General features: G+C 63.4%; 20 protein-coding genes. 9 read left to right on the top strand and 11 right to left on the bottom strand.

Annotated elements, in window-relative coordinates:
- Positions 1-12 precede the first annotated feature (12 nt).
- The 4 genes from J3P92_RS13610 to J3P92_RS13595 all read right to left on the bottom strand — a co-directional run bounded on the left by J3P92_RS13610 (position 13) and on the right by J3P92_RS13595 (position 3,535).
- On the bottom strand, positions 13-1,032 hold the full coding sequence (locus tag J3P92_RS13610; RefSeq protein ID WP_434558960.1) for a GlxA family transcriptional regulator: 1,020 nt from the start codon (positions 1,030-1,032) through the stop codon (positions 13-15).
- Between the two features lie 114 nt (positions 1,033-1,146).
- The gene (locus J3P92_RS13605) at positions 1,147-1,551 is read right to left on the bottom strand and encodes a cupin domain-containing protein (RefSeq protein WP_420763836.1); all 405 of its coding nucleotides are present in this window, start codon (positions 1,549-1,551) and stop codon (positions 1,147-1,149) included.
- A gap of 144 nt (positions 1,552-1,695) precedes the next feature.
- The gene (locus J3P92_RS13600) at positions 1,696-1,989 is read right to left on the bottom strand and encodes a putative quinol monooxygenase (protein ID WP_420763837.1); all 294 of its coding nucleotides are present in this window, start codon (positions 1,987-1,989) and stop codon (positions 1,696-1,698) included.
- 112 nt (positions 1,990-2,101) lie between these two features.
- The gene (locus J3P92_RS13595; protein ID WP_434647526.1) at positions 2,102-3,535 is read right to left on the bottom strand and encodes a PLP-dependent aminotransferase family protein; all 1,434 of its coding nucleotides are present in this window, start codon (positions 3,533-3,535) and stop codon (positions 2,102-2,104) included.
- A gap of 165 nt (positions 3,536-3,700) precedes the next feature.
- Between J3P92_RS13595 and J3P92_RS13590 the strand changes: the two genes are divergently transcribed.
- Positions 3,701-4,141 carry a carboxymuconolactone decarboxylase family protein gene (locus tag J3P92_RS13590; RefSeq protein ID WP_420763839.1) on the top strand — a complete coding sequence of 147 codons (441 nt, stop codon included), beginning with the start codon at positions 3,701-3,703 and terminating at the stop codon, positions 4,139-4,141.
- Between the two features lie 72 nt (positions 4,142-4,213).
- On the opposite strand, the gene J3P92_RS13585 is transcribed toward J3P92_RS13590, so the two are convergent.
- The 6 genes from J3P92_RS13585 to J3P92_RS13560 all read right to left on the bottom strand — a co-directional run bounded on the left by J3P92_RS13585 (position 4,214) and on the right by J3P92_RS13560 (position 12,374).
- Complete coding sequence (locus J3P92_RS13585) at positions 4,214-6,787, bottom strand: bifunctional diguanylate cyclase/phosphodiesterase (RefSeq protein ID WP_434647523.1); 2,574 nt, start codon at positions 6,785-6,787, stop codon at positions 4,214-4,216.
- Positions 6,788-7,001: 214 nt separating this feature from the next.
- A complete protein-coding gene (locus J3P92_RS13580; protein ID WP_420763841.1) occupies positions 7,002-8,801 on the bottom strand; it encodes a thiamine pyrophosphate-requiring protein in 1,800 nt (599 codons plus the stop codon).
- Positions 8,802-8,900: 99 nt separating this feature from the next.
- Positions 8,901-9,419, bottom strand: a complete 519-nt coding sequence (locus J3P92_RS13575; protein WP_434647521.1) for an HvfX family Cu-binding RiPP maturation protein — start codon at positions 9,417-9,419, stop codon at positions 8,901-8,903.
- A gap of 16 nt (positions 9,420-9,435) precedes the next feature.
- Positions 9,436-10,074 carry a ferric reductase-like transmembrane domain-containing protein gene (locus J3P92_RS13570; RefSeq protein ID WP_434647520.1) on the bottom strand — a complete coding sequence of 213 codons (639 nt, stop codon included), beginning with the start codon at positions 10,072-10,074 and terminating at the stop codon, positions 9,436-9,438.
- 246 nt (positions 10,075-10,320) lie between these two features.
- A complete protein-coding gene (locus J3P92_RS13565; RefSeq protein WP_420763844.1) occupies positions 10,321-11,637 on the bottom strand; it encodes an ATP-binding protein in 1,317 nt (438 codons plus the stop codon).
- Entirely contained in the window at positions 11,634-12,374 is a 741-nt protein-coding gene (locus J3P92_RS13560; RefSeq protein WP_434647517.1) for a response regulator, read from the bottom strand. The genes J3P92_RS13565 and J3P92_RS13560 overlap by 4 nt, the downstream gene beginning before the upstream one ends.
- A gap of 225 nt (positions 12,375-12,599) precedes the next feature.
- On the opposite strand from J3P92_RS13560, the gene J3P92_RS13555 reads away from it, so the two are divergent.
- The 3 genes from J3P92_RS13555 (at position 12,600) to J3P92_RS13545 (ending at position 14,581) form a co-directional block, all read left to right on the top strand.
- Positions 12,600-12,863, top strand: a complete 264-nt coding sequence (locus tag J3P92_RS13555; RefSeq protein ID WP_434647515.1) for a DUF2790 domain-containing protein — start codon at positions 12,600-12,602, stop codon at positions 12,861-12,863.
- A gap of 31 nt (positions 12,864-12,894) precedes the next feature.
- Positions 12,895-14,103: a cytochrome c biogenesis protein DipZ gene (locus tag J3P92_RS13550; RefSeq protein ID WP_434647513.1), complete on the top strand. Its 1,209-nt coding sequence runs from the start codon at positions 12,895-12,897 to the stop codon at positions 14,101-14,103.
- A gap of 184 nt (positions 14,104-14,287) precedes the next feature.
- Complete coding sequence (locus tag J3P92_RS13545; RefSeq protein ID WP_420764035.1) at positions 14,288-14,581, top strand: hypothetical protein; 294 nt, start codon at positions 14,288-14,290, stop codon at positions 14,579-14,581.
- A 202-nt stretch (positions 14,582-14,783) separates the two neighbouring features.
- On the opposite strand, the gene J3P92_RS13540 is transcribed toward J3P92_RS13545, so the two are convergent.
- Entirely contained in the window at positions 14,784-16,658 is a 1,875-nt protein-coding gene (locus J3P92_RS13540; protein ID WP_434647511.1) for a sigma-54-dependent Fis family transcriptional regulator, read from the bottom strand.
- Positions 16,659-16,999: 341 nt separating this feature from the next.
- On the opposite strand from J3P92_RS13540, the gene J3P92_RS13535 reads away from it, so the two are divergent.
- The 5 genes from J3P92_RS13535 (at position 17,000) to J3P92_RS13515 (ending at position 22,364) form a co-directional block, all read left to right on the top strand.
- Entirely contained in the window at positions 17,000-18,073 is a 1,074-nt protein-coding gene (locus J3P92_RS13535; protein WP_434647508.1) for an ATP-NAD kinase family protein, read from the top strand.
- 2 nt (positions 18,074-18,075) lie between these two features.
- On the top strand, positions 18,076-19,053 hold the full coding sequence (locus tag J3P92_RS13530) for a thiamine pyrophosphate-dependent dehydrogenase E1 component subunit alpha (RefSeq protein ID WP_434647506.1): 978 nt from the start codon (positions 18,076-18,078) through the stop codon (positions 19,051-19,053).
- A 33-nt stretch (positions 19,054-19,086) separates the two neighbouring features.
- Positions 19,087-20,103 (top strand): alpha-ketoacid dehydrogenase subunit beta, encoded by a 1,017-nt coding sequence (locus tag J3P92_RS13525; protein WP_434558936.1) that lies wholly within the window; start codon positions 19,087-19,089, stop codon positions 20,101-20,103.
- Positions 20,103-21,215, top strand: a complete 1,113-nt coding sequence (locus J3P92_RS13520; RefSeq protein WP_434558934.1) for an acetoin dehydrogenase dihydrolipoyllysine-residue acetyltransferase subunit — start codon at positions 20,103-20,105, stop codon at positions 21,213-21,215. The genes J3P92_RS13525 and J3P92_RS13520 overlap by 1 nt, the downstream gene beginning before the upstream one ends.
- An 84-nt stretch (positions 21,216-21,299) precedes the next feature.
- Positions 21,300-22,364, top strand: coding sequence for a 2,3-butanediol dehydrogenase (locus J3P92_RS13515; protein ID WP_434651124.1), 1,065 nt, complete (start codon positions 21,300-21,302; stop codon positions 22,362-22,364).
- Positions 22,365-22,391: the final 27 nt, after the last annotated feature.

Here is a 22,391-nt window from a genome sequence, read left to right as displayed (position 1 = left end):
GCGCAAGCCTTCTCAAAGGGAAAACCGGCTGCGATATTCGCGCGGTGAGATCGACAGATGCCGCTGGAACGTATGGCGCATCCGTTCCTCGTCGCCGAAGCCGCACGAGCGGGCGATCTGGTCGATGTTGCGCTCGGAGTCCTCCAACAACCTTCGCGCGGCTTCGAGGCGGAACATTTCGACGGCCTTGGCCGGCGTTCGTCCGGTCTGGCGCTTGTAGACCCGGGCGAAATTGCGCGGGCTCATCCGCGCCTGCCGGGCCAGTCGCTCGATGGTCAGGTCGGCCTCGTCCAGGTGCTCGGCGAGCCAGGCGTGCAATTCATCGAACCCGGCGCTGTCCTGGGTCTGGGACAGCAACAATTGGCTGAACTGTGCCTGTCCACCGGGCCGCTTGAGAAACACCACCAGTTCCCGGGCCACTTGCAGGGCCACGTCGCGACCGCAGTCGGCCTCCACCAGCGCCAGGGCCATGTCGATGCCGGCGCTTACCCCCGCGGAGGTCCAGACCTTGTCCTGTTGGATGAAGATGGCGTCCAGGTCCACTTCGATCAATGGGAAACCGCTCTTGAGCATCTCGCACATGGCCCAATGCGTGGCGGCACGGCGGCCATCGAGCAAGCCGGCCTGGGCCATGAGGAAGGTCCCGCTGCACACCGACGCCGTGCGCCGGGCCCTGGTGGAGGCCGCGCGCAGCCAGTCCACGAGCTCGACACAGTCAATCATCGCCTGACGAATGTTCGGGGCACCGGGCACGATCAGCGTGTCGATGATGACGTCGTCGAACTGATGCAGGGACGCCGTCTCGACGACCAGGCCTTCAGCGGTCTGCATCAGCCCGCCGGCCAGGCTTGCGGTGTGCATCCGATAGCCCGGCCGGCCGCGTTCGGCCATGGCTTTGGTGGCGGCCCAGAACACGGTCTGGGCGCCGGTCAGGTCCAGAAGGCCCATTTGCGGATAGGCGAGGAACACCAACGCACGCGGTTGGGACATCGACTCGGCGGCGATGTGAATGTCATGGGTCATCTCGTTCATGGTCGCGTCGGCTCGGTAGGGCGCATTTTGAGGATAAAGGTTTCGGCCTGCCCCCCCGCTTTCGCGAGCAGGCTCGCTACCACCGGAAAGCGACGGTGGGAGCGAGGCCATGGGTCATTGCTTGAGCGGAATCAGCACCGCTTCGTTCTCACCCATCACCATGAACACCAAAAGCTTTGCCGGTTGGGTGGCGCTGGCGTTCCTGGATACCAGATGCTCGGAACCGGCGGCTTCGTACCAGTACTCGCCAGCCTTGTAGGTGATGGCCGGCTCGCCCTTGACCTGGGACGTGACTGCGCCTTCGAGCACATAGGCCATGGCGGTGCCGTCATGCTTGTGGGCGATGGACGACTGGCCCGGTGCATAGTCGACGGTCAACATCATGGCTTTCTTGCCGGGCAGGTTTTTGAGCAGTTTTTCCTGAAGCACCTGAACGTTCTCCGACGGCGCGGTTTCGTGGGCGTACAGCGCGGCAACGGGAAGCAGGCTCAGGGCGGCGATCAAATAAAGCGTTTTCATGGGGCGGGTCCTTTGTGGTATCGAGTGAGTTCGCGTTCACCCTAAGCCCCAAGGTGTCGGGGACAAACGTCCAATTTATTGAAAGACGAGTAGACCACGGTGGCGAGGGAGCAAGCTCCCTCGCCACGCCAGAGATGAGCCCATTCACACCACCGGGAAACTGTTGAAATCCACGCTGCGAGCCAGGCGGCTTTCGATCAGGCTGATGAAGCCCTGGACTTCGGGGCAGTTGAAATGCGCCTGCATCGCTGCTTCCGATTGCCAGCGGGCGCTGACGTTCCAGCGGTCATTGTCTTGCGGGCAACGGTCGACCATATAGGCGTCGCAGCCTGGCGAGGCCCGCAGGGTTTCGACGATTTGCTGCAACTGCCGGCCCAGTTCTTCCGAGCGCCCGGCGGCGGCCTGCACCTGAACGGTATTGATCACTTGGCGAGACATTGTCCTGGCTCCTGAATCAAGTCGAACGGAATCTGATGACACCCAGGCAGGATAGGCCCCGCAAGACAAGGCTAAAACAGCCAATGGGCGGATAAATGCCCAGTCCAATCGGTCAGGCGACCTGCTGCAGGATGTCCCGCAGGCGGTCGAAGGCGATATCAATGTCGAGCAGTTCGATGGCGCCAAAGCCCAGTATCAAGCCTGGACGCACCGGTGTCGCGGTAAAGAATCCGTCGAGGCTATAGAGCCCAACCTCGGCTTTCTTCGCCAATTCGATCACCAACGGCAGGTCGATCGGCACCTTGCACAGCACCGCCATGTGAAAGCCCGCTGTGGTGGGCACGGCCTCGAACCACGGTGACAGGTCATCGGCCAAGCGCGCCAGGATCCGCTCGCGCCGGCCGGCATACAGCGCGTGGCAGCGGCGGATGTGCTTGAGCAGGCAGCCCTCGGCGATGAACTTGGCCAGTGCCCATTGGGGCAGGGTGGAGGTGTGCTGGTCGGTAAGGCGCTTGGCGAGGATCACCGCCTCGAGAATCGCCGGCGGCAGGACGGCGTAGCCGAGCCGCAGCTCCGGCAGCAAGGTCTTGGAGAAGGTCCCGACGTACGCCACGATCCCGCGCTCGTCCATGCTTTGCAGGGAGTCGGTGGGCCGGCCTTCATAGCGGAATTCACTGTCGTAGTCGTCTTCGATGATGATCGCGCCCAGCTCATACGCCCGTGCCAGCAGCGCCTCGCGCCGGGGCTGGCTCATGGGCATGCCCAGGGGAAACTGGTGGGACGGCGTCACGTAGATCAACCGCGTGCCGTCGGGAATCATATCCACGCGCATGCCTTGCTCATCCACCGGCACCCCGGCCACCGTCGCGCCGTGGGATCCGAACAGCAGGCGTGCCGGCGGGTAGCCGGGATCTTCCATCGCCACCAGGCTGCCGGGGCGGGTCAGTACCCGGGAAATCAGATCGAGGGCCTGTTGCGCGCCGTTGCACACCACCACGTCGTCGTCCTGGCAGTTGACCCCTCGGGAAAACGCGATGTGCCGGGCGATGGCATTGCGCAGCGCCGGCAATCCCTCGGGTTGGCTGTAGAAACCCTTGGCGGTGGCGATCTGGCGAAGGGCGTGGGCGGTGCAGCGACGCCAGTCATCCAGGGGAAACTGGCCCTTGCCGGTGGCGCCGCCGATGAAGTCATAGCGCAGCGCGCTTTCGGGCAGCGGATGGCGCAGCAGGTCCGGCATGTTGCGCCAGGTCTCGACCACGTCCGCCCCGGCCAGCTCACGGTGACTCTGCTTGCGCACGACGCTGGCCGGGCGCGCGTTGACATAGGTGCCCTTGCCGATGACGCCGGTGAGGAGATTTTCGTAGGTCAGTTGCGCGTAGGTGTCGGAGACGGTCTTGCGCGAGATGCCCAACTGCTCGGCCAGCAGCCGGCTGGGTGGCAGTTGCGTGCCGGCCGCCAGCCGACCGCTCTCGATGGCGCTGCGCAATTGTCGGTACAACTGGCCCGCCAGGTCCTTGCGGCCGTTGATGACGACGTGAAGTTCCATACCTGCGGGCTCCCGGATAATCGATGGCGGCAAGGGCCGCGGACGCAAGGTTACCCGCAATGCGCCGGCGCGGAGAAGTTGCGTGGGCGTTTATCGTCAGATTGGACCTGTCACGGGCGGCGTCGACGTCCTACCGTGGAATCATCAACCACCACGGAGGCCGCCATGAGCCCGCGTCTTGACTACTACAGCGCATCCCCCGGGGCGATGAGAGCAATGATTGGCCTGGAAGCGCTGACCAGCCGCCTGAGCATCGAGCCGGCGCTGCAGCATCTGATCAAGATCCGCGCCTCGCAACTCAATGGCTGCGCCTTCTGCACCGACATGCATTCGGTGGATGCGCGCCGCCAGGGCGAGACGGAGCGGCGTCTGTATGCCGTGGCGGTATGGCGCGACAGCGGATTCTTCAGCGAACGCGAAAGGGCGGCCCTGGCCTGGACCGAAGCGGTCACCCTGTTGGCTGAAAGCCAGGTGCCCGATGACGTCTATGCCGTGGCCCGCGCCAGCTTCAGCGAAGAGGAACTGGTGGACCTGACGCTGGCGATCAGCACCATCAACAGCTGGAACCGATTGGCGGTGAGTTTTCGCCAGAGTCCGGGAGGCTAGGCAGTGCCTAAGCGGCGTGCTGAAAACAGACCGTCCAACATTCTGGGGTCAGTCCAACAAAAGCCATGAAGCCTAGAGCCACCGCGGCGTTGTAAAGAACGAGGCCATTTCCGAGCGAGCCAATGCCGCGCCGAAGTAAGGCCCTTGTACCTGGTCACACGCCACGCTGCGCAATTGGCTGAACTGCCGGGCATTCTCGATGCCCTCGGCGGTGACCATCAGCCCGACGCTGCGGCTCAGCCTGATCATCGCCAACACGCCTTCCTGATCATGCTCCAGGCCCAATTGCGTGAGGATATTGCGATCGAAGCGGATGCCGTCGAATGGCTGGTCGAGGACTTCCCTGAGGGAAGCGATGTTGGTGCCGAACTTGTCGATGTTGATCCGTACGCCCAGCGCCTTCAAGGCATGCAAGGTATTGGCGAGGGTCTTGTGGTCGGTGAGCAGTACGCCTTCGGCCACTTCCAGGGTCAGGCGTTGGGCGGGAAGACCGCTGGTCTCCAGGGCTTTGTGTACCTGGTTGAACAGGAAACTGCTGCTGAACCACCGAGGCGAAACGGCCAGGGAAACGTTGAGTGCGTTGGGCCAGCTCGTCGCTTCTTCGCAGGCGTTGATCAGCATCCAGGTGCCCAGCTCTTCCAACTGCCCGGACGCTTCGGCGACCGGGATGAAGTCAATGCCGCCCAGTTCGCCGCGTTCGGGATGGTGCCAGAAAGCCTGGGCTTCAAAGCCGTGCAACTGCTCGGCATTCACGTCGAAGCGTGGCAGGTAACGCAGTTCGAGCTGGCCTTCCTGCATCGCGTCGCGCAATTGCTGTTCATAGCGGCGCCGGTCACGGGCGACGTTGCCCATGGCCTCTTCATAGATGCGCCAGGTGTTGCGGCCGGCGGCCTTGGCCGCATACAGGGCAATGTCAGCCTGGCGCAGCAGCTCCTCGGCACGTGGGTCACGGGGGGGCGACCACGCCACGCCGATACTCACGCCCAGGTACAGCGTATTGCCGTCCAGGTGCATGGGGCGCTGCATGCAGTCGATCAAGCGCTCGCAGAGCTGATCGAGGTCTCTTGCGCTGCCTGGGTTGGGCATGACGATGACGAATTCGTCGCCCCCCAGTCGCGCCACAAGATCGCTGTTGCGAACGTTTTGCTGGAGGATATGAGCCACTTCCTTGAGCACTTTGTCGCCCACGGCATGGCCCAGGGTGTCGTTGACCGGCTTGAATCGATCCATGTCCAGGTTCAGTAGCGCCAATGGTGTGCTCTGCGCTTGGTCCAGGTGTTCGCTGAGGCAATCGAACAGACGGTTGCGATTGGCCAGCCCGGTCAGCGGGTCGTGCTGGGAAAGGTGCTTGATTTGTGCCAGGGCGCGCAATTCATCGGTGATGTCGGTGGCGGTGCCACGAAAGCCCTGGCTACCGGCGTCGATGGCCCGTACCGAAAGCTTGCAGGTGCGTATGCGTTGGTTACGCGCAATGTACTCGCACAGCAGCGGGGCAGACGAGGCACTGTTGGCGCCGCCGAGCAGCCAATGGGCAATGGAGATCGACCCGCTGTGGGGTTCCAGCAACCGGTGCAACGGTTTGCCGATCCATTGCGTGGGGCTGAAGCCCGTCACCTGTTCAAAGCGCTCCGACAGATAGGTCAGGTTTGCGGCCGAGTCGACTTCCCACAGCCAGTCTGACGACACTTCGGCAATGTCGCGAAAGCGTTCCTCGCTGCGCTCCAACGCCTTGCGATGGGCCAGGAGGCTGACGTACTGCTGTTCCTGGGCGCGAAGCATGACCAAGGCGTGGCGCAATACCAAGAGGGCCATGACGCCCAGGAACAGCAACGCCAGCGCCAACAACGGCAACAGGGCTTTACGCAGATCCTTGCCAGGGGTAGCGGGGCGCCAGGCCAGGGCTTCGCGGGTCAGGTCATTGAGCAGCACCTGGGCGGTGTCTTTCGGGCCTGGGGTATGGGCGATATGCGCGTCTGGCAGGGCAAAGTCCCGCTCCAGCGCTTGCAACGCGCCCTTGTCGAGGACTTTGACGAATAAAAGCAGGCTCGGCGGGCCAGGAATCTCAGCCACGCTGTTGTCGGTGCCGGTGGTGATGGCAGAGACGGCGACGAAGGCAGGCGCGTCCTGGTGATGGAGCAATTCGACGATCACTTCATCGCGATTCTCGGCGGCGCTGGCCTTTCTGGCGAGTGCCCGCAGGTTGCCAGTCAGCCATGTGTCGGCGTGCACTTCGCTCATTTCACCATCGATGACCGAATAAACCGTCTTGCCGGTCGGGGAAATCACGAACACAGCCTGGTAGCCATACAGCGAGAACACGCTGCTGCCGACATTTTCCTGGTCGTAGGCCCAGTCTTTGTCGACTTCGACGTGCAGGTGGCGGTAGGCGTCGCTCCACTTGGAATAATCGCTCAGGTCGCGGCCGATGCCGGTACGAATCCCGTCGACGGCCCGTTGGGCAAAGAACAGGCTCTGGGAACGGGCCTGTTCGTCCTGGGTCTGGGTGATGTTGAGCAATACCGCGATGGCCAGCGCGGACATAATGAACAGCAACAGCATGATGGCCGGAAAGGTGCGGCGAGTGAAACTTCGGGTAGGCCGCTCGCCGGAAATCACCGTGGAGCCATTGCCAGCATCTTCATTCATAAAAACAAGCCATCAGCTGAACGCGAGACATCCCGCACTAGTTTTGTATCGGCTGACCGCCTGATTAACTTAATGAAAGTGGAAAATAGCTGACCAGTTGCACCATTTTTAACGGCAGCTGCCCTCAGGTGCTACGCCTTGGCGGTATCGCCGCCCATATAGGCGCCGCCGATCGATCCGATCAGCTCATAACGGCGCGCTCGAGTCTGCATGCTTATTCTTTGTCCTTGCGATGACCGGGCAGCAACGCGCCGAGCACCTGCTTGGCGGTCTCGACCACGATGCCGCGCTCGTTCGGATCGCCCTGGAGCAGGGTCGAGGCGAACTTCTTCGCCTGTTCCAGCTTGATGTGCGGCGGCAGCGGTGGCACGTCGGGGTCGGTGCGGAACTCGATCACCACCGGGCGTTCGGCGGCGAACGCCTGGTCCCAGGCGCTCGCCACGTCGCTTTCCTGGTCGACGAGGATGCCCTTGAGGCCGATCGACTCGGCGAACAGATGATAGGGAACGTCGGGAATATCCTGGGACGCCTCGAATTTCGGGTCGCCTTCCATCACTCGTTGTTCCCAGGTCACCTGATTCAGGTCCTGGTTGTTGAATACCGCGCAGATCCAGGTGGTGTTGGTCCAGGTGCGCCAGTATTTGGCGACGGTGATCAATTCGGCCATGTTGTTCATCTGCATCGCGCCATCACCCACCAACGCGATCACCGGACGGTCCGGGTGGCAGAACTTGGCGGCGATGGCGTAGGGCACGGCGGCGCCCATGGAGGCGAGGCCGCCGGAGAGTGAACACATCATGCCGCGACGGATCTGGACATCCCGCGCATACCAGTTGGCGCAGGAGCCGGAGTCGCAGGTGATGACGGCGCGATCCGGCAGCCGTGGCGAGAGTTCGAACGTGACGCGCTGCGGGTTGATCGGTTTGGCCGAGACCAGGGCGCGTTTTTCCAGGGTCTTGTCCCAGTCCGCTCGCCATTTCTCGATTTTTTCGCGCCAGGTGCGGTCGGTCTTTTCTTCGATCAGCGGCAACAGGGCCCGCAGGGTGTCGGCGCTGTCACCTTGCAAGTTGACTTCCATGGGGTAGCGCAGGCTGAGCATGTCTGGCTTAAGGTCGATCTGCACGCCACGCGCCTGGCCCTCGCCAGGCAGGAATTCGGCATAGGGAAAGCCGGACCCGATCATCAGCAGGGTGTCGCAACCGGCCATGAGGTTGTCGCTGGGCTCGGTGCCCAGCAGCCCGATGGAGCCGGTGACCCATGGCAGTTCATCGGGCACCACGGCTTTGCCGAGCAGGGCCTTGGCGACGCCGGCGCCGAGTTTGTTGGCGATGGCGATCACTTCGTCCGTTGCATGCAGGGCGCCGGCGCCCACCAGGATGGCAACTTTCTTGCCGGCATTGAGCACCTCTGCCGCTCGGCGCAGGTCTTCCTCGTAGGGCACGACCTTAGGTTTGCGGTAGCCGACGCCGGAATGCAGCGTGCCGTGCTTGTGGGGCGGCGGTGTGTATTCCAGGTCTTGGAGGTCGTTGGGCAGGATCAGCGCGGTGACCCGACGCTCACCCACCGCCGTGCGTACCGCGCGGTCGAGCAGGTGGCGGACCTGGGCCGGGGCGCTGGCTTGCTGGACGAACGCGCCTGCAACGTCCTTGAACAGGCTGGGCAGGTCCAGTTCTTGCTGATAATGGCCGCCGAGGGCGTTTCGGGCCTGCTGGCCGCAGATCGCCAGGACCGGCATATGGTCCATGCGCGCGTCATACAGGCCGGTAATGAGATGCGACGCCCCAGGGCCGGAGGTTGCGATGCAAACGCCCAGCTCGCCAGTGAACTTGGCATGGGCGCAGGCCATGAAGGCCGCCATTTCCTCGTGCCGCGCCTGGATGAATCGGATCTTGCCCTTGGCCCGGTTCAGAGCCCCGAACACACCGTTGATGCCATCGCCCGGATAGCCATAGATGCGACGAACGCCCCATTCATAAAGGCGTTCAACCAGAAAATCGCCGACGGTCATGCTCATGTCTGTTCCTCGTCCTGATGGGCTGTCTTGAGCGTTGCGCCCGCTGGGCAGCGGTACGCAGCGCCATGGCTCTTACAGGACTGGACCGACTCAAGCCCTTCAAGGTTTCGATTTTTTTGACCGGAGCAACGACTTCAATAGCGCATCGACGCTCAACCGCCCGGCGCCCTGCAACAGCAGCGGCAGCAATGCGACCAGGTAAATCAATGGCAGCTTGAAGTTACCGTAGCCCTTGTTGGTGATCGCGTACCCTCGGGCCAGCTCGCCCAGGCTCGACCAATCCGCCGGCCAGTGCACGGCGGCGGTAGCGACCACGGTGACGATCATCAGCACCAGCGCCGAGGCGCGTGTGCCCAGGCCGATCAACAGGGCGAGGGCGCAGATCAGCTCCGCCCACATCGACAATTCCCAGTTCCAGCTGGCCGGCACATGGTTGAACGGGAACGGAAAGGCGGTCTGGATCTCGGCGAACCAGTTCTGGCCGTTCCATTTTTCCAGGCCGGATTCAAAGAACTCCCAGGCCAGGAACAGGCGCAGCCCCAGCGGTGCGAGCCACGAACCGGCGTGATCGAGGTTCAGGTGCAGGCCGTTCAGGGCTTTCGAGAAAGAGGCGTACATGGTTGATCTCCTCGGCTCAGGCCGCACGTTGCAGGGATTGACGCTTGTTGGCCTGGGCCAGCTTGCCCACCAGGCGGACCGCCGTGGCGGCGCATATCAGGCCGAAGGGCAGCACGTACCAGGCGCTCATCGGAATGCGCTTGAAATTGGAATAGGCAAAGATCGCCGCCAGTACCCACATGCCGGTGGTATGCAGGCGCTTCCAGGCGGTGGCGCCGATCAGCCGCGTGGTGCTTTTGAACGAAGTCAGGGCCAGCAGCAGGATAAACACGTAACCCACGGTGCCGGGCACGTTGCCAAGGGTGGTCCGGCCGGGCCAGAACTCGGTGTTGAGCTGGCCGTACCAGTAGATCAATGCGGCGTGGACCAAATGGGAAAAGGCAAAGGCCAGCCCGATGAAGCGCCGTTCGCGCACCAGGGATTTGCTCAGGGGCGAGGGCACCAGCACGGCGAACGCCGACGCTGTAAAGGCCAGCAGGAACAGGACGAAGGACGAACGGGCGGTCGCGCGAATGGCACTGCGCACGCCTTCTGTGAGGTCTGGATTGATGATCAGGACCAGCACGGTCATCAGCAATACCATGGCGGCAAGCAGGCTGAACAGCGACCAGCCCTGGTAACGGAAAGCAGACGGCGTTGCGGTGGCGGTAGGCATGGGGAAGCTCCTTGGATGGCCCGGCATCGTGGTGGCCGGGAATAAAAGGAGTTTTTCAAGTGGGTGTAAGCGGGGTGTGTCGGGAAGGGGGCCGGTGTGCAAGTTTGTGTATGCGCTGTGGCGGTTGACACACTGCAATACAAACCCAATACCGAACCTTGCACCAGACCCTGTGGGAGCGAGCTTGCTCGCGATGGCGTTGGGCCATCGCGAGCAAGCTCGCTCCCACAAGGGATTCAGTAGTCTTCAGACCTGGGTATCGCAACCCAACCGCAGCTCAGCGCACAGCCCACCGCCCTCACGGTTGCTCAAGGTCAGCGAACCGCCCATGGCATTCGCCAGTTGCTGTGCGATGGCCAAACCCAGGCCGGTGCCGCCGGTTTCCCGGTTGCGCGAGCTTTCCACCCGGTAGAACGGCTTGAGCACTTCGGCCAGTTCCTGCTCGCTGATGCCGGGGCCACGGTCCAAAACCCGGATCGCCAGCTGCCCGTTGGCGGCGGGCTGGACCTGGATCTGCGCCGCGCCGCCGAACTTCAACGCATTATCCACGAGGTTGACCAGCACCCGGCGCAATGCGTGGGGACGGGTATCGATGATCGCGGCGTTCTTGCCGGACAGCTGCACGTCCTGCCCGGTGTCCTGGTAGTCGAACACCAGGCTGTCGAGAAACGCGTCCAGGCTGATCCGGCAACTGGCCTCGGTGGCGCCATGGATGCTGCGGGCGTAGGCCACGCCTTCACGCACCAGGTGCTCCATTTCCCCCAGGTCGCTGTAAAGTTTGTCTTTTTCGATGCCGTCATCCATGAATTCGGCCCGCAGCTTCATGCGGGTGATGGGGGTCTGCAGATCATGGGAGATCGCAGCCAACAGATGCATGCGCTCCTTCAGATAGGCGGCGATGCGGTCCTGCATGGCATTGAAGGCCTTGGCCGCATGTACCACCTCGGTCGGGCCTTTTTCGTCCAGGCGCACGCCGTGGGCGTTGGGGTCCAGGGTTTCGACGGCCTGGGCCAGCCGGGTGAGGGGGCTGATGGCGATGCGCACGGCAAGCCACGTGCAGCCGATCAGCAGCGCCAGTTGCCCCAGCAAGACCACCGGCAGCCAGGGCGAAAGCGGTGCCATCGCCGGACGTACGTCGATGGTCAGCGGATTGCCGTCCTTGAGGCGCAGGTGCGCCTGATAGTGCATCTTCGGTCCCGGGATCTGGTTGTAGGTCAGGGCATAGGCTTCGCCCAAGGCTTCCTGGATCGAGCTGACCGATATCGGCGCGTTGTCCGGGAGCATTGGCATGCCAGGCTGGCCCTCATCAAGCACATAGCCGTAGTTGCGTCGCGCAAGCTTTGGCAGCCACGCGGGGCGTTCGGCGGCAGGCAGGCGATCGAGGATCGCCACGGACGTCGAGACGTCAGTCTCCAGGTTGCCGAGCATGGTGTTCTTGGCGCTCTCGTAGCGTTCGTAGTATTGGACGCCGAACGACAAACCCTGGGCCAGGACCAGACCGATCAGGAAAATCAACGACAAGCGCGAGGCGAGGGTACGCGGCCACCGCAGAGACAGGGTCATACCGAGGCCTCGAGGATCTCCACCGGCAGCGAGAACACGTAACCTTCACTGCGTACCGTCTTGATGTACGCCGGCTCGCGGGCGTCGTCCAACAGGCGTTGGCGCAGGCGACTGACCAACAAATCGATGGAGCGGTCGAACAGGTCCGCGTCACGGCCCTGGGTCAGGTTCAACAACTGGTCGCGGTTGAGTACCCGCTGTGGATGGTCGAGGAATACCCGGAGCAAGCGGTATTCGGCGCCGCTCAGGGCCACCATGGTGCCGTCGCTGTCCAGCAGGTGGCGAGCGGTGGTATCCAGCCGCCAACGGCCAAACGCCAGCAGGCGCCCGCTCTCGGTGACCACAAGGTTAGGCGGCAACATGCGCGTGCGGCGCAGCACGGCGTTGATCCGCGCCAACAGCTCCCGGGCGGCGAAAGGCTTGACCAGGTAATCGTCCGCGCCCATTTCCAGGCCGATGATGCGGTCGGTCTCGTCGTTGCGAGCGGTGAGCATCAGGACAGGCGTGGCCTTGTGCTTGCCGGCCCGCAGCTCCCGGCACAACACCAGGCCATCGTCGCCGGGCATCATGATATCCAGCACGATCAGGTCCACCGGAGTGGTCTCCAGAAAGGCGCGCATTTGCCGGCCATCCGCGACCACGGTGGTGCGCAAACCGTTCTTTTGCAGGTAGTTGCCTACCAGCTCCCTGATCTCGCGATCGTCGTCCACGATCAGCACATGATCGACATGATCCATGGTGTTCTGCCCCTTGGCGTTTTGGTGTGGGTCAGTCTACAGCCAGCAGCCGGCCTGGCTCGCGACGGTTTGTATTGCAGTGTATCTGGCGCGTGGCGGATACACAGCGATGCAAAAAGCCACCTGCTCGATACAGGCGCGATACGTGGGGGGCATTCAATGGCATCCATCGAGGCGACACAACCGGCCTCTGCGACAAACACCCATTGAATCGAGGACCGCACCATGAACACCAAAGCCATCTACGCCGCCTGCCTGTTCGCCGCGCTGAGCATCTGCACCCTGTCGGCCCGGGCCGAAAGCACCGCGCCGGCGCACACCTACACCTACGGCACACACCTGGATGTTCGCAAAGTGCTGTCCCTGAGCGAAGACCCGCAGCCAGCCTGTGGCGTGGTCAACGCCCACATGACCTACCTGGACTCGGCGGGCCATGAGCAGGCGCTGGATTACCGCAAGCTCTCCGATAACTGCACCAACCAGAACTGACCTTCGCCAGCCTTTATATTGAGGTGTTGCCATGCTTCTGATCGCATTTCTCGGCGGGATCCTGACGATCCTCAGCCCTTGTATCCTCCCGGTGGTGCCGTTCCTGTTCGCCCGTGCCAATCAATCGCGCCGTTCGGTGTTGCTGACGCTCGCCGGCATGGTGCTGACCTTTGCCTTGGTGTCCAGCCTGGCGGTGGCCAGCAGCGAATGGGTGATACGCGCCAGTAGCGTCGGCCGGCAGGTCGCCTTGGTGGTGATGGTGCTGTTTGCGCTGTCGCTGATGTTCAGCCGGGTGGGCACTTGGTTGGCGCGGCCGCTGGTCAGCCTGGGCAACCGTCTTGACACCGGTGCCGGGCGGATGGGCGGGCCTCTGGTGTCAGTGTCGGTCGGTGTCGCCACCGGGTTGCTCTGGGCGCCGTGTGCCGGGCCGATCCTCGGCGTGATCCTGACCGGGGCCATGCTGCAAGGCGCCAGCGCCCAGACCAGCCTGTTGCTGCTCGCCTACGGCCTGGGCAGCGCCCTGTCGCTGGGTACCCTGATCCTCGCCGGTCGAGGCCTGATCGGTCGGTTGAAACTCTCGCTGCCGATCACCGCCTGGCTGCGCCGCGCCACCGGGGCACTGGTGTTGCTGGCCGCCGTGGCGATCGGCACTGGGGCGGATGACCGGTTATTGGCTGCGACGTCGTCGCAACAGTCGGCCAGCCTGGAAAAAAGCCTGTTGGAGAGCGTGCCCAAAGCCATCGACTATGTGGTGAGCAAGGCCAGCGCGAGCGCCATGCCGGACCTCGAAGCCCAAGGCGCCATGCCTTCGCTGGACGGCGCGGTGCAATGGCTCAACTCGCCGCCGCTGAGCAGCGAGTCGTTGCGGGGCAAAGTGGTGCTGGTGGATTTCTGGACCTACGACTGCATCAACTGCCAGCACACGCTGCCGTATGTGAACGAGTGGGCGAAGAAATACGAAAAGGACGGGCTGGTGGTTATCGGCGTTCATACCCCGGAATACGGCTACGAAAAGATCATCGACAACGTACGCGCACAGGTGCGCAAGCTGGACATCCAGTACCCGGTGGCCATCGATAACCGCTATGCGATCTGGCGTGCCTTCAACAACCAGTACTGGCCGGCCCATTACTTCATCGATGCCAAGGGGCAGGTGCGCTATAGCCACTTCGGCGAAGGGCGGTATGGCGAACAGGAACAGGTGATCCAGCGATTGCTACAAGAGGCGAAGTCTGGATAAAAATACTATTTATCAAGAGGTTATAGTTTCTATATAAAGTTGTTTGTACGGATAGACATAGGCTTGAGAACGGCGCGCCAATGCTGGCCCCTTGCTCCATAAGTTGAGGTCAAACTCCTTTCATTTCAGAAAGTTGGACGACAAACCTATGCGTGTTTCTATCTGGATCGCGGCGGCCATGCTCATGGCCGCCGTTTCGCATGAAGCCCAAGCCAGGGCGCTGACGGCAAACCAGCAATCGGTGTGTCGCTGGGGTTCGGACATTGCCGCTGGAGCGCAGGCGTCCAAGCTGTCCGGAGTGAGCCTGTATGGGGCGCGCAAGAAACTGCAGGTGCGCAAGTTTCCCCGGCCCTGGATGCGCATGACCGCCCTGGGCATCACCGAACAGACCTACAACAGCACCTCGCGGCTCAAACCTGCCGCGGTCAAGCAGACCTACTACGAACAATGCGTGCGCCATGAGCTGGCGCGACGATAAGCCATCAGCCCGGGTTCCTGCCGTAATATCGTTCACTTGAGAAAAAGACGATCCCGTGGCGAGGGAGCTTGCTCCCGCTGGGCCGCTAAGCGGCCCCATACCTGCCGAATGCAGAGCTTCAGATACATCGCATTCTCCGGTTTTACGACTGCTTCGCAGCCGAGCGGGAGCAAGCTCCCTCGCCACAGCTGTTTGGCGGCCTTTAGTGAACAGCGTCAGGACGCCTGCCGGGCATCTCGATACCGTGCTGATGCACCCGTCGATACAGGGTCGCCCGGGAAATGCCCAGCGCCCTGGCCGTCGGGGTGGGTTTCCAGCGATGACGCACCAGGGCGTCCAGCAACGCCTGGCGTTCAGGGCTGGCGCTGGGCTCCGGCCCATGATCGGCGGCGTCCGTGATGTGCAATGACTCAGGCAGGTGGCTAAGCTGGATCACGCTCGCCTCGCAGACCGCGCAGGCATAGCGCAGCACATGCCGCAACTGGCGGACATTGCCCGGCCAGTGATAACCCAGCAGGCATTCCAGCGCGGCGCCGCTCAGTTGCACCGCACCGCCGCACAGCGCCGACTCTTCTTCAAGGATTCGATTGATCAACGCCAGCCGGTCGGTGCGTTCGCGCAGCGGCGGCAGCTGGAAGCGGGCGCCGCCGAGACGGAAATACAGATCCTCGCGAAACTCGCCAGCCGCCACCAGCGCCTCCAGGTCGCGGTGGGTGGCGCAGATCACCTGGATGTCCACGGCCTTGCGCCTTGAAGCCCCCAGTGGCGCCACTTCGCCTTCGGCCAGCACCCGCAACAGGCGGGTTTGCAAGGCGAGCGGCATGTCCCCGATCTCATCGAGGAACAGCGTGCCGCCATCGGCCTGCTGCAACAGACCCTGCATGCCCTTGGCCGAGGCCCCGGTGAAGGCACCGGCGACGTAGCCGAACAGCTCACTCTCGATCAGGCTTTCCGGTATGGCCGCGCAGTTCAAGGCCACGAAGGGCCGATCGCGACGCTGGCTGGCCTGGTGCAACTGGCGGGCGAAGACCTCCTTGCCGGAACCGGTTTCGCCCTGGATCAGCACCGGCAGGTTGCGATCCTTGACCCGCACCGCCAGGTTCAGGCTGTCGGCCAGGCGTGGATCGAGTTCGGTGGGAGTCATCGCGACGCGCTGGCGAGGCTTGGCCCGGCGCCGTGGCGCGCTCAGGCGGCCATGCAAATCGACATCGAGTGGGTAGAGGCTTTCATCCCGGGCCCGGTGCAGCAATTGCGGGTCGAATACCTGGCTGAGGTGGCGAGGCAACTGGCCGTAGCGTTGCATCAAGTATTGGCGCGCCGCCGGGTTCAGGGCTTGCAGGCAGCCATCGTCGTCCCAGGCAAGCAGCAAATCCGGCTGGCTGTCGACGTACCCCGCGTTGCGATGGGCCCGCAACACCCAGTAACCCTGGACGCTGCTCATGAAAAACGCCTGTTCGATCTCCCGGGCGCTCTGCACCACCATTTGCCGGATCAGGTGCTGGGAACGTCGATCATCCGGCGAGCGCACCGCCGAGACGTCCAGCACGCCGAGCAGCTCGCCCTGCGGATCGAAGACCGGCGCGGCGGAGCAGGTCAGGCCAATGAATGCCGCGCGAAAGTGATCACGCTTGTGCACCGTCACCGCAGTCTTGGCCGTGAGCACCGCCGCCACGCCACATGTGCCTTCTTCGCCTTCCGACCAGCACGTACCCAGGTAGAGCCCGGCCTTGCGGCAGTCGTTGCGAAGGGTGGTTTCCACCCGGTAATCGATGGTCTGGCCCTGGGCATCGGTCAGCAAGACGCAATAGTCGGCATCGCGCACCCGGCCGTGCAGGCGCGCCACTTCGTCGCTGGCGATATTGAGGAACAGCTCCGAGCGCTCGCGGCATTGCTTGAGCACGTCGTGGGACAGGATCCGTGGGCCCTGCAGCGAGCCGGGGTCCAGATGATGTTGCTCCATGGAGCGGCGCCAGGAGTCGAGGATCAGGTCCGGCACGGGCAGTTGCGGCAGTTGGGCGGCGTTCTTCAGCACGCGGCTGATGCAATCCACGTGCGCCCTGGAGTGAGCGGAAAGCATAGGGGCCTCCGGTTCAGCTTCTTGTCATTGTCGGCACATTAAGCGCTGATCGCCGGGCGCAGACAAGCCCTACGGAGCGCAGGCAACCCGGTGAGACGCCACGTCTCAACGTCTCGCGGTTAGGTCGTGCAGGCTGGCATGTGGCGTCTCACCGGGCCTATGGCCAATGCTTGCAGCGGAGCGTCGCAAGCGCTCTGGCTCGGGCGTTTGCGTCCAGTTTCCGGCTATTGGCACCGCCCTTGCTCTAGGCCTTGGACCCACCCGTTGGGCTTCCAATAATAAAAAGAGGTGCCTATGACTTGCACGCCAAGCCCGTTGACTGTTCCCGCCACGGTGGCGCCATGAGCCGCCGCCCGCTCACCGTAGGCATCATCGCCAACCCCGCGTCGGGCCGTGACGTGCGGCGGTTGACCGCCAATGCGGGATTGTTCTCCAGCACCGACAAGGTCTCGGTGATCCAGCGCTTGCTGGCGGCGTTTGGCGCCACCGGCATCGAGCAGGTGTTGATGCCCACCGACATGATCGGCATCGCCGCCGCCGTGCTGAAGAACAGCCACAGCCGCCAGGCCCGCAGTAGCCATTGGCCGGCACTGGAGTTTCTCGACCTGACCCTGCGCCAGACCGTCGAAGACACCCGCCGCGCCGCGCGCCTGATGGCCGAGCGCGAGGTGGCGCTGATCGCCGTGCTCGGCGGCGACGGCACCCACAAGGCTGTCGCCGCCGAAGTGGGCGACATTCCTCTGTTGACCCTGTCCACCGGCACCAACAATGCCTTCCCCGAATTGCGCGAGGCCACCAGCGCCGGGCTGGCCGGCGGGTTGTACGCCAGCGGGCGAATTCCAGACGAGGTCGGTCTGCGTCGCAACAAGCGCTTGCTGGTTTGCGACGCCGGGCGTGGTTTGCGGGAAGTCGCTCTGGTGGACGTCGCCGTGTCGCCGCTGCGCTTTGTCGGCGCGAGGGCGATCAGCCGCGCGCAAGACCTGGCCGAAGTGTTCGTGACCTTCGCCGAACCGCAATCCATCGGCCTGTCGGCGCTGTGCGGGTTGTGGTTTCCGGTGTCTCGCCAGGCCCCGGGCGGTGCCTGGATGCGCCTGGACCCGCAATCCCCCGAGGCGCTGCTGGTGCCGCTCGCGCCGGGCTTGCTGCAAGGTTGCGGGGTGCTGGCCGCCGGGCCTCTGGAGCCCGGCGTCGCCCATGGCTTGTCGCTGTCCGCCGGCACCTTGGCCCTGGATGGCGAGCGGGAAATCGAATTCAACGTCCATGACCGGCCCACGGTCACCCTCGATGCCGGCGGCCCGCTGAGCATCGACGTCAACGCGGTGCTCACCTACGCCGCGCAACAGCGCTTGTTGGCCATTGGTCGCGAGCACCCGCAACACCCCTCGAACCTTCAAGAAGACACGCCTGGAGAATAAAAATGTCGACATCGCTCAACCATGATCAATTGCTGCACGCCTATCAGGTCATGCGCACCATCCGCGCCTTCGAAGAGCGCCTGCACGTGGAATTCGCCACGGGGGAGATCCCCGGGTTCGTCCACTTGTATGCCGGCGAAGAAGCCTCGGCCGCGGGCGTCATGGCCCATCTCGGGGACGACGATTGCATTGCCTCGAACCACCGTGGCCACGGCCATTGCATCGCCAAGGGCGTGGATGTGTACGGGATGATGGCCGAGATCTACGGCAAGAAAACCGGCGTCTGCCAAGGCAAGGGCGGCTCGATGCACATCGCCGATTTCGAAAAAGGCATGCTCGGCGCCAACGGCATCGTCGGCGCCGGTGCGCCACTGGTCGTCGGCGCTGCCCTGGCGGCTCGGCTCAAGGGCACCGACAGCGTCGCCGTGGTGTTTTTCGGCGACGGCGGTTCCAACGAAGGCGCAGTGTTCGAAGCCATGAACATGGCCTCGGTGTGGAACCTGCCATGCCTGTTCATCGCGGAAAACAATGGCTACGCCGAAGCCACCGCCTCCAATTGGTCGGTGGCCTGCGACCACATCGCCGACCGCGCCGCCGGCTTCGGCATGCCCGGCGTGACCGTCGATGGCTTCGACTTCTTCGCCGTCCATGAAGCCGCCGGGGCCGCCGTCGAGCGCGCCCGTGCCGGGGAAGGACCGTCGCTGATCGAGGTCAAGCTGACCCGCTACTACGGCCACTTCGAAGGCGACGCCCAGACCTATCGCGCACCCGACGAGGTCAAGCATTTCCGCGAAAACCAGGACTGCCTGATGCAGTTCCGCGAGCGCACCACACGGGCCGGGCTGCTCACCGTCGAGCAGTTGGACCAGATCGACAAAGAGGTGCAAATGCTGATCGAAAATGCCGTGTACAAGGCCAAGTCCGATCCCAAGCCGGCGGCGTCCGACCTGCTGACCGACGTCTACGTCAGCTACCCCTGAACGCCCCTGAAAACAACAAGAGAGAATCCCATCATGGCGAGAAAAATCAGCTATCAGCAGGCAATCAACGAAGCCCTGGCCCAGGAAATGCGTCGCGACTCCAGCGTGTTCATCATGGGTGAAGACGTGGCCGGCGGCGCTGGCGCACCCGGTGAAAACGATGCCTGGGGCGGCGTGCTCGGCGTCACCAAGGGGCTTTACGACCAGTTCCCCGGGCGGGTGCTGGACACGCCGCTGTCGGAAATCGGCTATGTCGGCGCGGCGGTCGGCGCCGCCACCTGCGGCGTGCGCCCGGTGTGCGAACTGATGTTCGTCGATTTCGCAGGGTGCTGCCTGGACCAGATCCTCAACCAGGCGGCGAAATTCCGCTACATGTTCGGCGGCAAGGCGTCCACGCCCCTGGTCATTCGCACCATGGTCGGCGCCGGCCTGCGCGCCGCGGCCCAGCATTCGCAGATGCTCACTTCGTTGTGGACACACATTCCGGGACTGAAAGTGGTGTGTCCGTCATCGCCCTATGACGCCAAGGGTCTGCTGATCCAGGCCATTCGCGATAACGACCCGGTGATCTTCTGCGAGCACAAGTTGCTTTACAGCATGCAGGGCGAGGTGCCGGAAGAGCTCTACACCGTGCCGTTCGGCGAGGCCAACTTCCTGCGCGACGGCAAGGACGTGACTCTGGTGTCCTACGGGCGGTTGGTCAACACCGCGATGGATGCGGCACGCAACCTGGCCGGACGTGGCATCGACTGCGAAGTCATCGACCTGCGCACCACCAGCCCGCTGGACGAGGACAGCATCCTTGAAAGCGTCGAGAAAACCGGACGCCTGGTGGTGATCGACGAGGCCAACCCGCGCTGCTCCATGGCCACCGACATCTCGGCGCTGGTGGCGCAAAAGGCCTTTGGCGCGCTCAAGGCACCGATCGAGATGGTCACCGCGCCGCATACGCCGGTGCCGTTTTCCGACTCCCTGGAAGACCTGTACATCCCCGACGCGGCAAAAATCGAGCAAGCCGTGCTCAACGTGATCGAGTGGAGCAAGCACTGATGAGCCAGATTTTTACCCTGACCATGCCCAAGTGGGGCCTGTCGATGACCGAGGGCCGGGTCGATGCCTGGCTCAAGGAAGAAGGCCAGGCCATCACCAAAGGCGATGAAGTGATGGACGTCGAGACCGACAAGATCTCCAGCAGCGTCGAGGCGCCATTTTCCGGCGTATTGCGCCGCCAGGTGGCGCGCCAGGATGAAACCCTGCCGGTCGGCGCCTTGCTCGGCATCGTCGTCGAAGGCGAAGCCAGCGACGCCGACATCGACGCGGTCATCGAGCAGTTCCAATCCAATTTCGTGCCTGGCGACGCGGCTGACGAGGACAGCGGCCCGAAACCGCAGAAAGTCGAGGTGGACGGTCGGCTGATCCGCTATTTCGAGCGCGGCGAGGGCGGTACGCCGCTGGTGCTGGTGCACGGTTTTGGTGGTGACCTCAACAACTGGCTGTTCAACCATGAAGCCTTGGCCGCTGGGCGCCGGGTGATTGCCCTGGACCTGCCAGGGCATGGCGAATCGGCGAAAACCCTGGAGCGCGGTGACCTCGACGAGCTGAGCGGTGTGGTGCTGGCCTTGCTCGATCATCTGGACATCAACGCGGCCCATCTGGTCGGGCATTCCATGGGCGGGGCCGTTTCGCTGAATGCCGCGCGCTTGATGCCGCAGCGCTTGCGCTCACTGACCCTGATCGGCAGCGCCGGCCTGGGCGCCCAGATCAACGGCAGTTACTTGCAAGGCTTCGTCGACGCCGCCAACCGCAACGCCCTCAAGCCACAGCTGGTGCAACTGTTCTCCAATGCCGAGCTGGTCAACCGGCAGATGCTCGATGACATGCTCAAGTACAAGCGCCTGGAAGGTGTGGACGTGGCCCTGCGCCAATTGGCAGAGAACTTGTTCAAGGACGGCCGCCAGCAAGTGGAGCTACGCGAGGTGGTGCAGGCCGGCCATGTCCCGACCCTGGTGATCTGGGGCAGTGATGACGCCATCATCCCGGCGGTCCACGCCGAAGGGTTGAGTGCCCAGGTCGAAGTGCTGCCGGGCCAGGGCCACATGGTGCAGATGGAGGCGGCCGAGCAGGTCAATCGATTGATTATCGAGTTCATCGGACAGCACTGAACCAGCGGGCGGCGGTTGAGTCGTCGCCCTATGAAAAATCCTGGAGGTAACGCTATGAACGTTTCAATCAAGCCGACCCGCAGCATGCGCGCCGCCGTTTGGCATGGCCGTAATGACATCCGCGTCGAAGACGTGCCGCTGCCGGTTTCACCGCCCGCCGGTTGGGTGCAGATCCGCGTGCAGTGGTGCGGCATCTGCGGTTCGGACCTGCACGAGTACGTGGCGGGGCCGGTGTTCATCCCGGTGGACGCGCCACACCCCCTGACCGGGATCAAGGGCCAGTGCATCCTCGGCCATGAGTTCTGCGGCGAGATCGCCGAGCTGGGCGAGGGCGTCGAAGGTTTCAACGTCGGCGAACCAGTGGCCGCCGATGCCTGCCAGCATTGCGGCACCTGCTATTACTGCACCCATGGGCTCTACAACATCTGCGAGAACCTGGCTTTTACCGGGCTGATGAATAACGGTGCGTTTGCGGAGTTGGTCAATGTCCCGGCCAACCTGCTGTACAAACTCCCGGCCAACTTTCCTGCCGAGGCTGGCGCGTTGATCGAACCGCTGGCGGTGGGCATGCACGCAGTGAAGAAGGCTGGCAGTTTGCTTGGCCAGAACGTCGTGGTGGTCGGCGCCGGGACCATCGGCCTGTGCACGATCATGTGCGCCAAGGCGGCCGGCGCGGCCCAGGTCATCGCACTGGAAATGTCCGGCGCGCGCAAGGCCAAGGCCCTGGAAGTCGGGGCCAGCCATGTGATCGATCCCAATGAGTGCGACGCCCTGGCCGAAGTTCGGCGCCTGACCGGCGGCCTGGGCGCCGATGTCAGCTTCGAGTGCATCGGCAACAAGCACACCGCCAAGTTCGCCATCGACCTGATCCGCAAGGCGGGCAAATGCGTGTTGGTGGGGATTTTCGAAGAACCGAGCGAGTTCAACTTCTTCGAACTGGTTTCAACCGAGAAGCAGGTGCTGGGCGCATTGGCCTACAACGGTGAGTTCGCCGACGTGATTGCCTTCATCGCCGACGGACGCCTGGACATCTCGCCGCTGGTGACCGGGCGCATCCAGTTGGAAGAAATCGTCGGCCAGGGCTTCGAGGAGTTGGTAAACAACAAGGAACACAACGTGAAAATCATCGTGTCACCCGCACGGATCTGACGGCGCCTGAAGTGGGCGATTTGGCGA

It is taken from the genome of Pseudomonas sp. D3-27 (assembly GCF_051132165.1).
Taxonomy (GTDB): domain Bacteria; phylum Pseudomonadota; class Gammaproteobacteria; order Pseudomonadales; family Pseudomonadaceae; genus Aquipseudomonas.
This window is presented reverse-complemented; position numbering and strand designations above follow the sequence as displayed.

What these genes read in the sequence shown, in the direction of transcription:
- J3P92_RS13610 (WP_434558960.1), bottom strand. Translation starts at nt 1,032, where the DNA reads ATGAACGAGATGACCCATGACATTCACATCGCCGCCGAGTCGATGTCC.
- J3P92_RS13605 (WP_420763836.1), bottom strand. Translation starts at nt 1,551, where the DNA reads ATGAAAACGCTTTATTTGATCGCCGCCCTGAGCCTGCTTCCCGTTGCC.
- J3P92_RS13600 (WP_420763837.1), bottom strand. Translation starts at nt 1,989, where the DNA reads ATGTCTCGCCAAGTGATCAATACCGTTCAGGTGCAGGCCGCCGCCGGG.
- J3P92_RS13595 (WP_434647526.1), bottom strand. Translation starts at nt 3,535, where the DNA reads ATGGAACTTCACGTCGTCATCAACGGCCGCAAGGACCTGGCGGGCCAG.
- J3P92_RS13590 (WP_420763839.1), top strand. Translation starts at nt 3,701, where the DNA reads ATGAGCCCGCGTCTTGACTACTACAGCGCATCCCCCGGGGCGATGAGA.
- J3P92_RS13585 (WP_434647523.1), bottom strand. Translation starts at nt 6,787, where the DNA reads ATGAATGAAGATGCTGGCAATGGCTCCACGGTGATTTCCGGCGAGCGG.
- J3P92_RS13580 (WP_420763841.1), bottom strand. Translation starts at nt 8,801, where the DNA reads ATGAGCATGACCGTCGGCGATTTTCTGGTTGAACGCCTTTATGAATGG.
- J3P92_RS13575 (WP_434647521.1), bottom strand. Translation starts at nt 9,419, where the DNA reads ATGTACGCCTCTTTCTCGAAAGCCCTGAACGGCCTGCACCTGAACCTC.
- J3P92_RS13570 (WP_434647520.1), bottom strand. Translation starts at nt 10,074, where the DNA reads ATGCCTACCGCCACCGCAACGCCGTCTGCTTTCCGTTACCAGGGCTGG.
- J3P92_RS13565 (WP_420763844.1), bottom strand. Translation starts at nt 11,637, where the DNA reads ATGACCCTGTCTCTGCGGTGGCCGCGTACCCTCGCCTCGCGCTTGTCG.
- J3P92_RS13560 (WP_434647517.1), bottom strand. Translation starts at nt 12,374, where the DNA reads ATGGATCATGTCGATCATGTGCTGATCGTGGACGACGATCGCGAGATC.
- J3P92_RS13555 (WP_434647515.1), top strand. Translation starts at nt 12,600, where the DNA reads ATGAACACCAAAGCCATCTACGCCGCCTGCCTGTTCGCCGCGCTGAGC.
- J3P92_RS13550 (WP_434647513.1), top strand. Translation starts at nt 12,895, where the DNA reads ATGCTTCTGATCGCATTTCTCGGCGGGATCCTGACGATCCTCAGCCCT.
- J3P92_RS13545 (WP_420764035.1), top strand. Translation starts at nt 14,288, where the DNA reads ATGGCCGCCGTTTCGCATGAAGCCCAAGCCAGGGCGCTGACGGCAAAC.
- J3P92_RS13540 (WP_434647511.1), bottom strand. Translation starts at nt 16,658, where the DNA reads ATGCTTTCCGCTCACTCCAGGGCGCACGTGGATTGCATCAGCCGCGTG.
- J3P92_RS13535 (WP_434647508.1), top strand. Translation starts at nt 17,000, where the DNA reads ATGAGCCGCCGCCCGCTCACCGTAGGCATCATCGCCAACCCCGCGTCG.
- J3P92_RS13530 (WP_434647506.1), top strand. Translation starts at nt 18,076, where the DNA reads ATGTCGACATCGCTCAACCATGATCAATTGCTGCACGCCTATCAGGTC.
- J3P92_RS13525 (WP_434558936.1), top strand. Translation starts at nt 19,087, where the DNA reads ATGGCGAGAAAAATCAGCTATCAGCAGGCAATCAACGAAGCCCTGGCC.
- J3P92_RS13520 (WP_434558934.1), top strand. Translation starts at nt 20,103, where the DNA reads ATGAGCCAGATTTTTACCCTGACCATGCCCAAGTGGGGCCTGTCGATG.
- J3P92_RS13515 (WP_434651124.1), top strand. Translation starts at nt 21,300, where the DNA reads ATGCGCGCCGCCGTTTGGCATGGCCGTAATGACATCCGCGTCGAAGAC.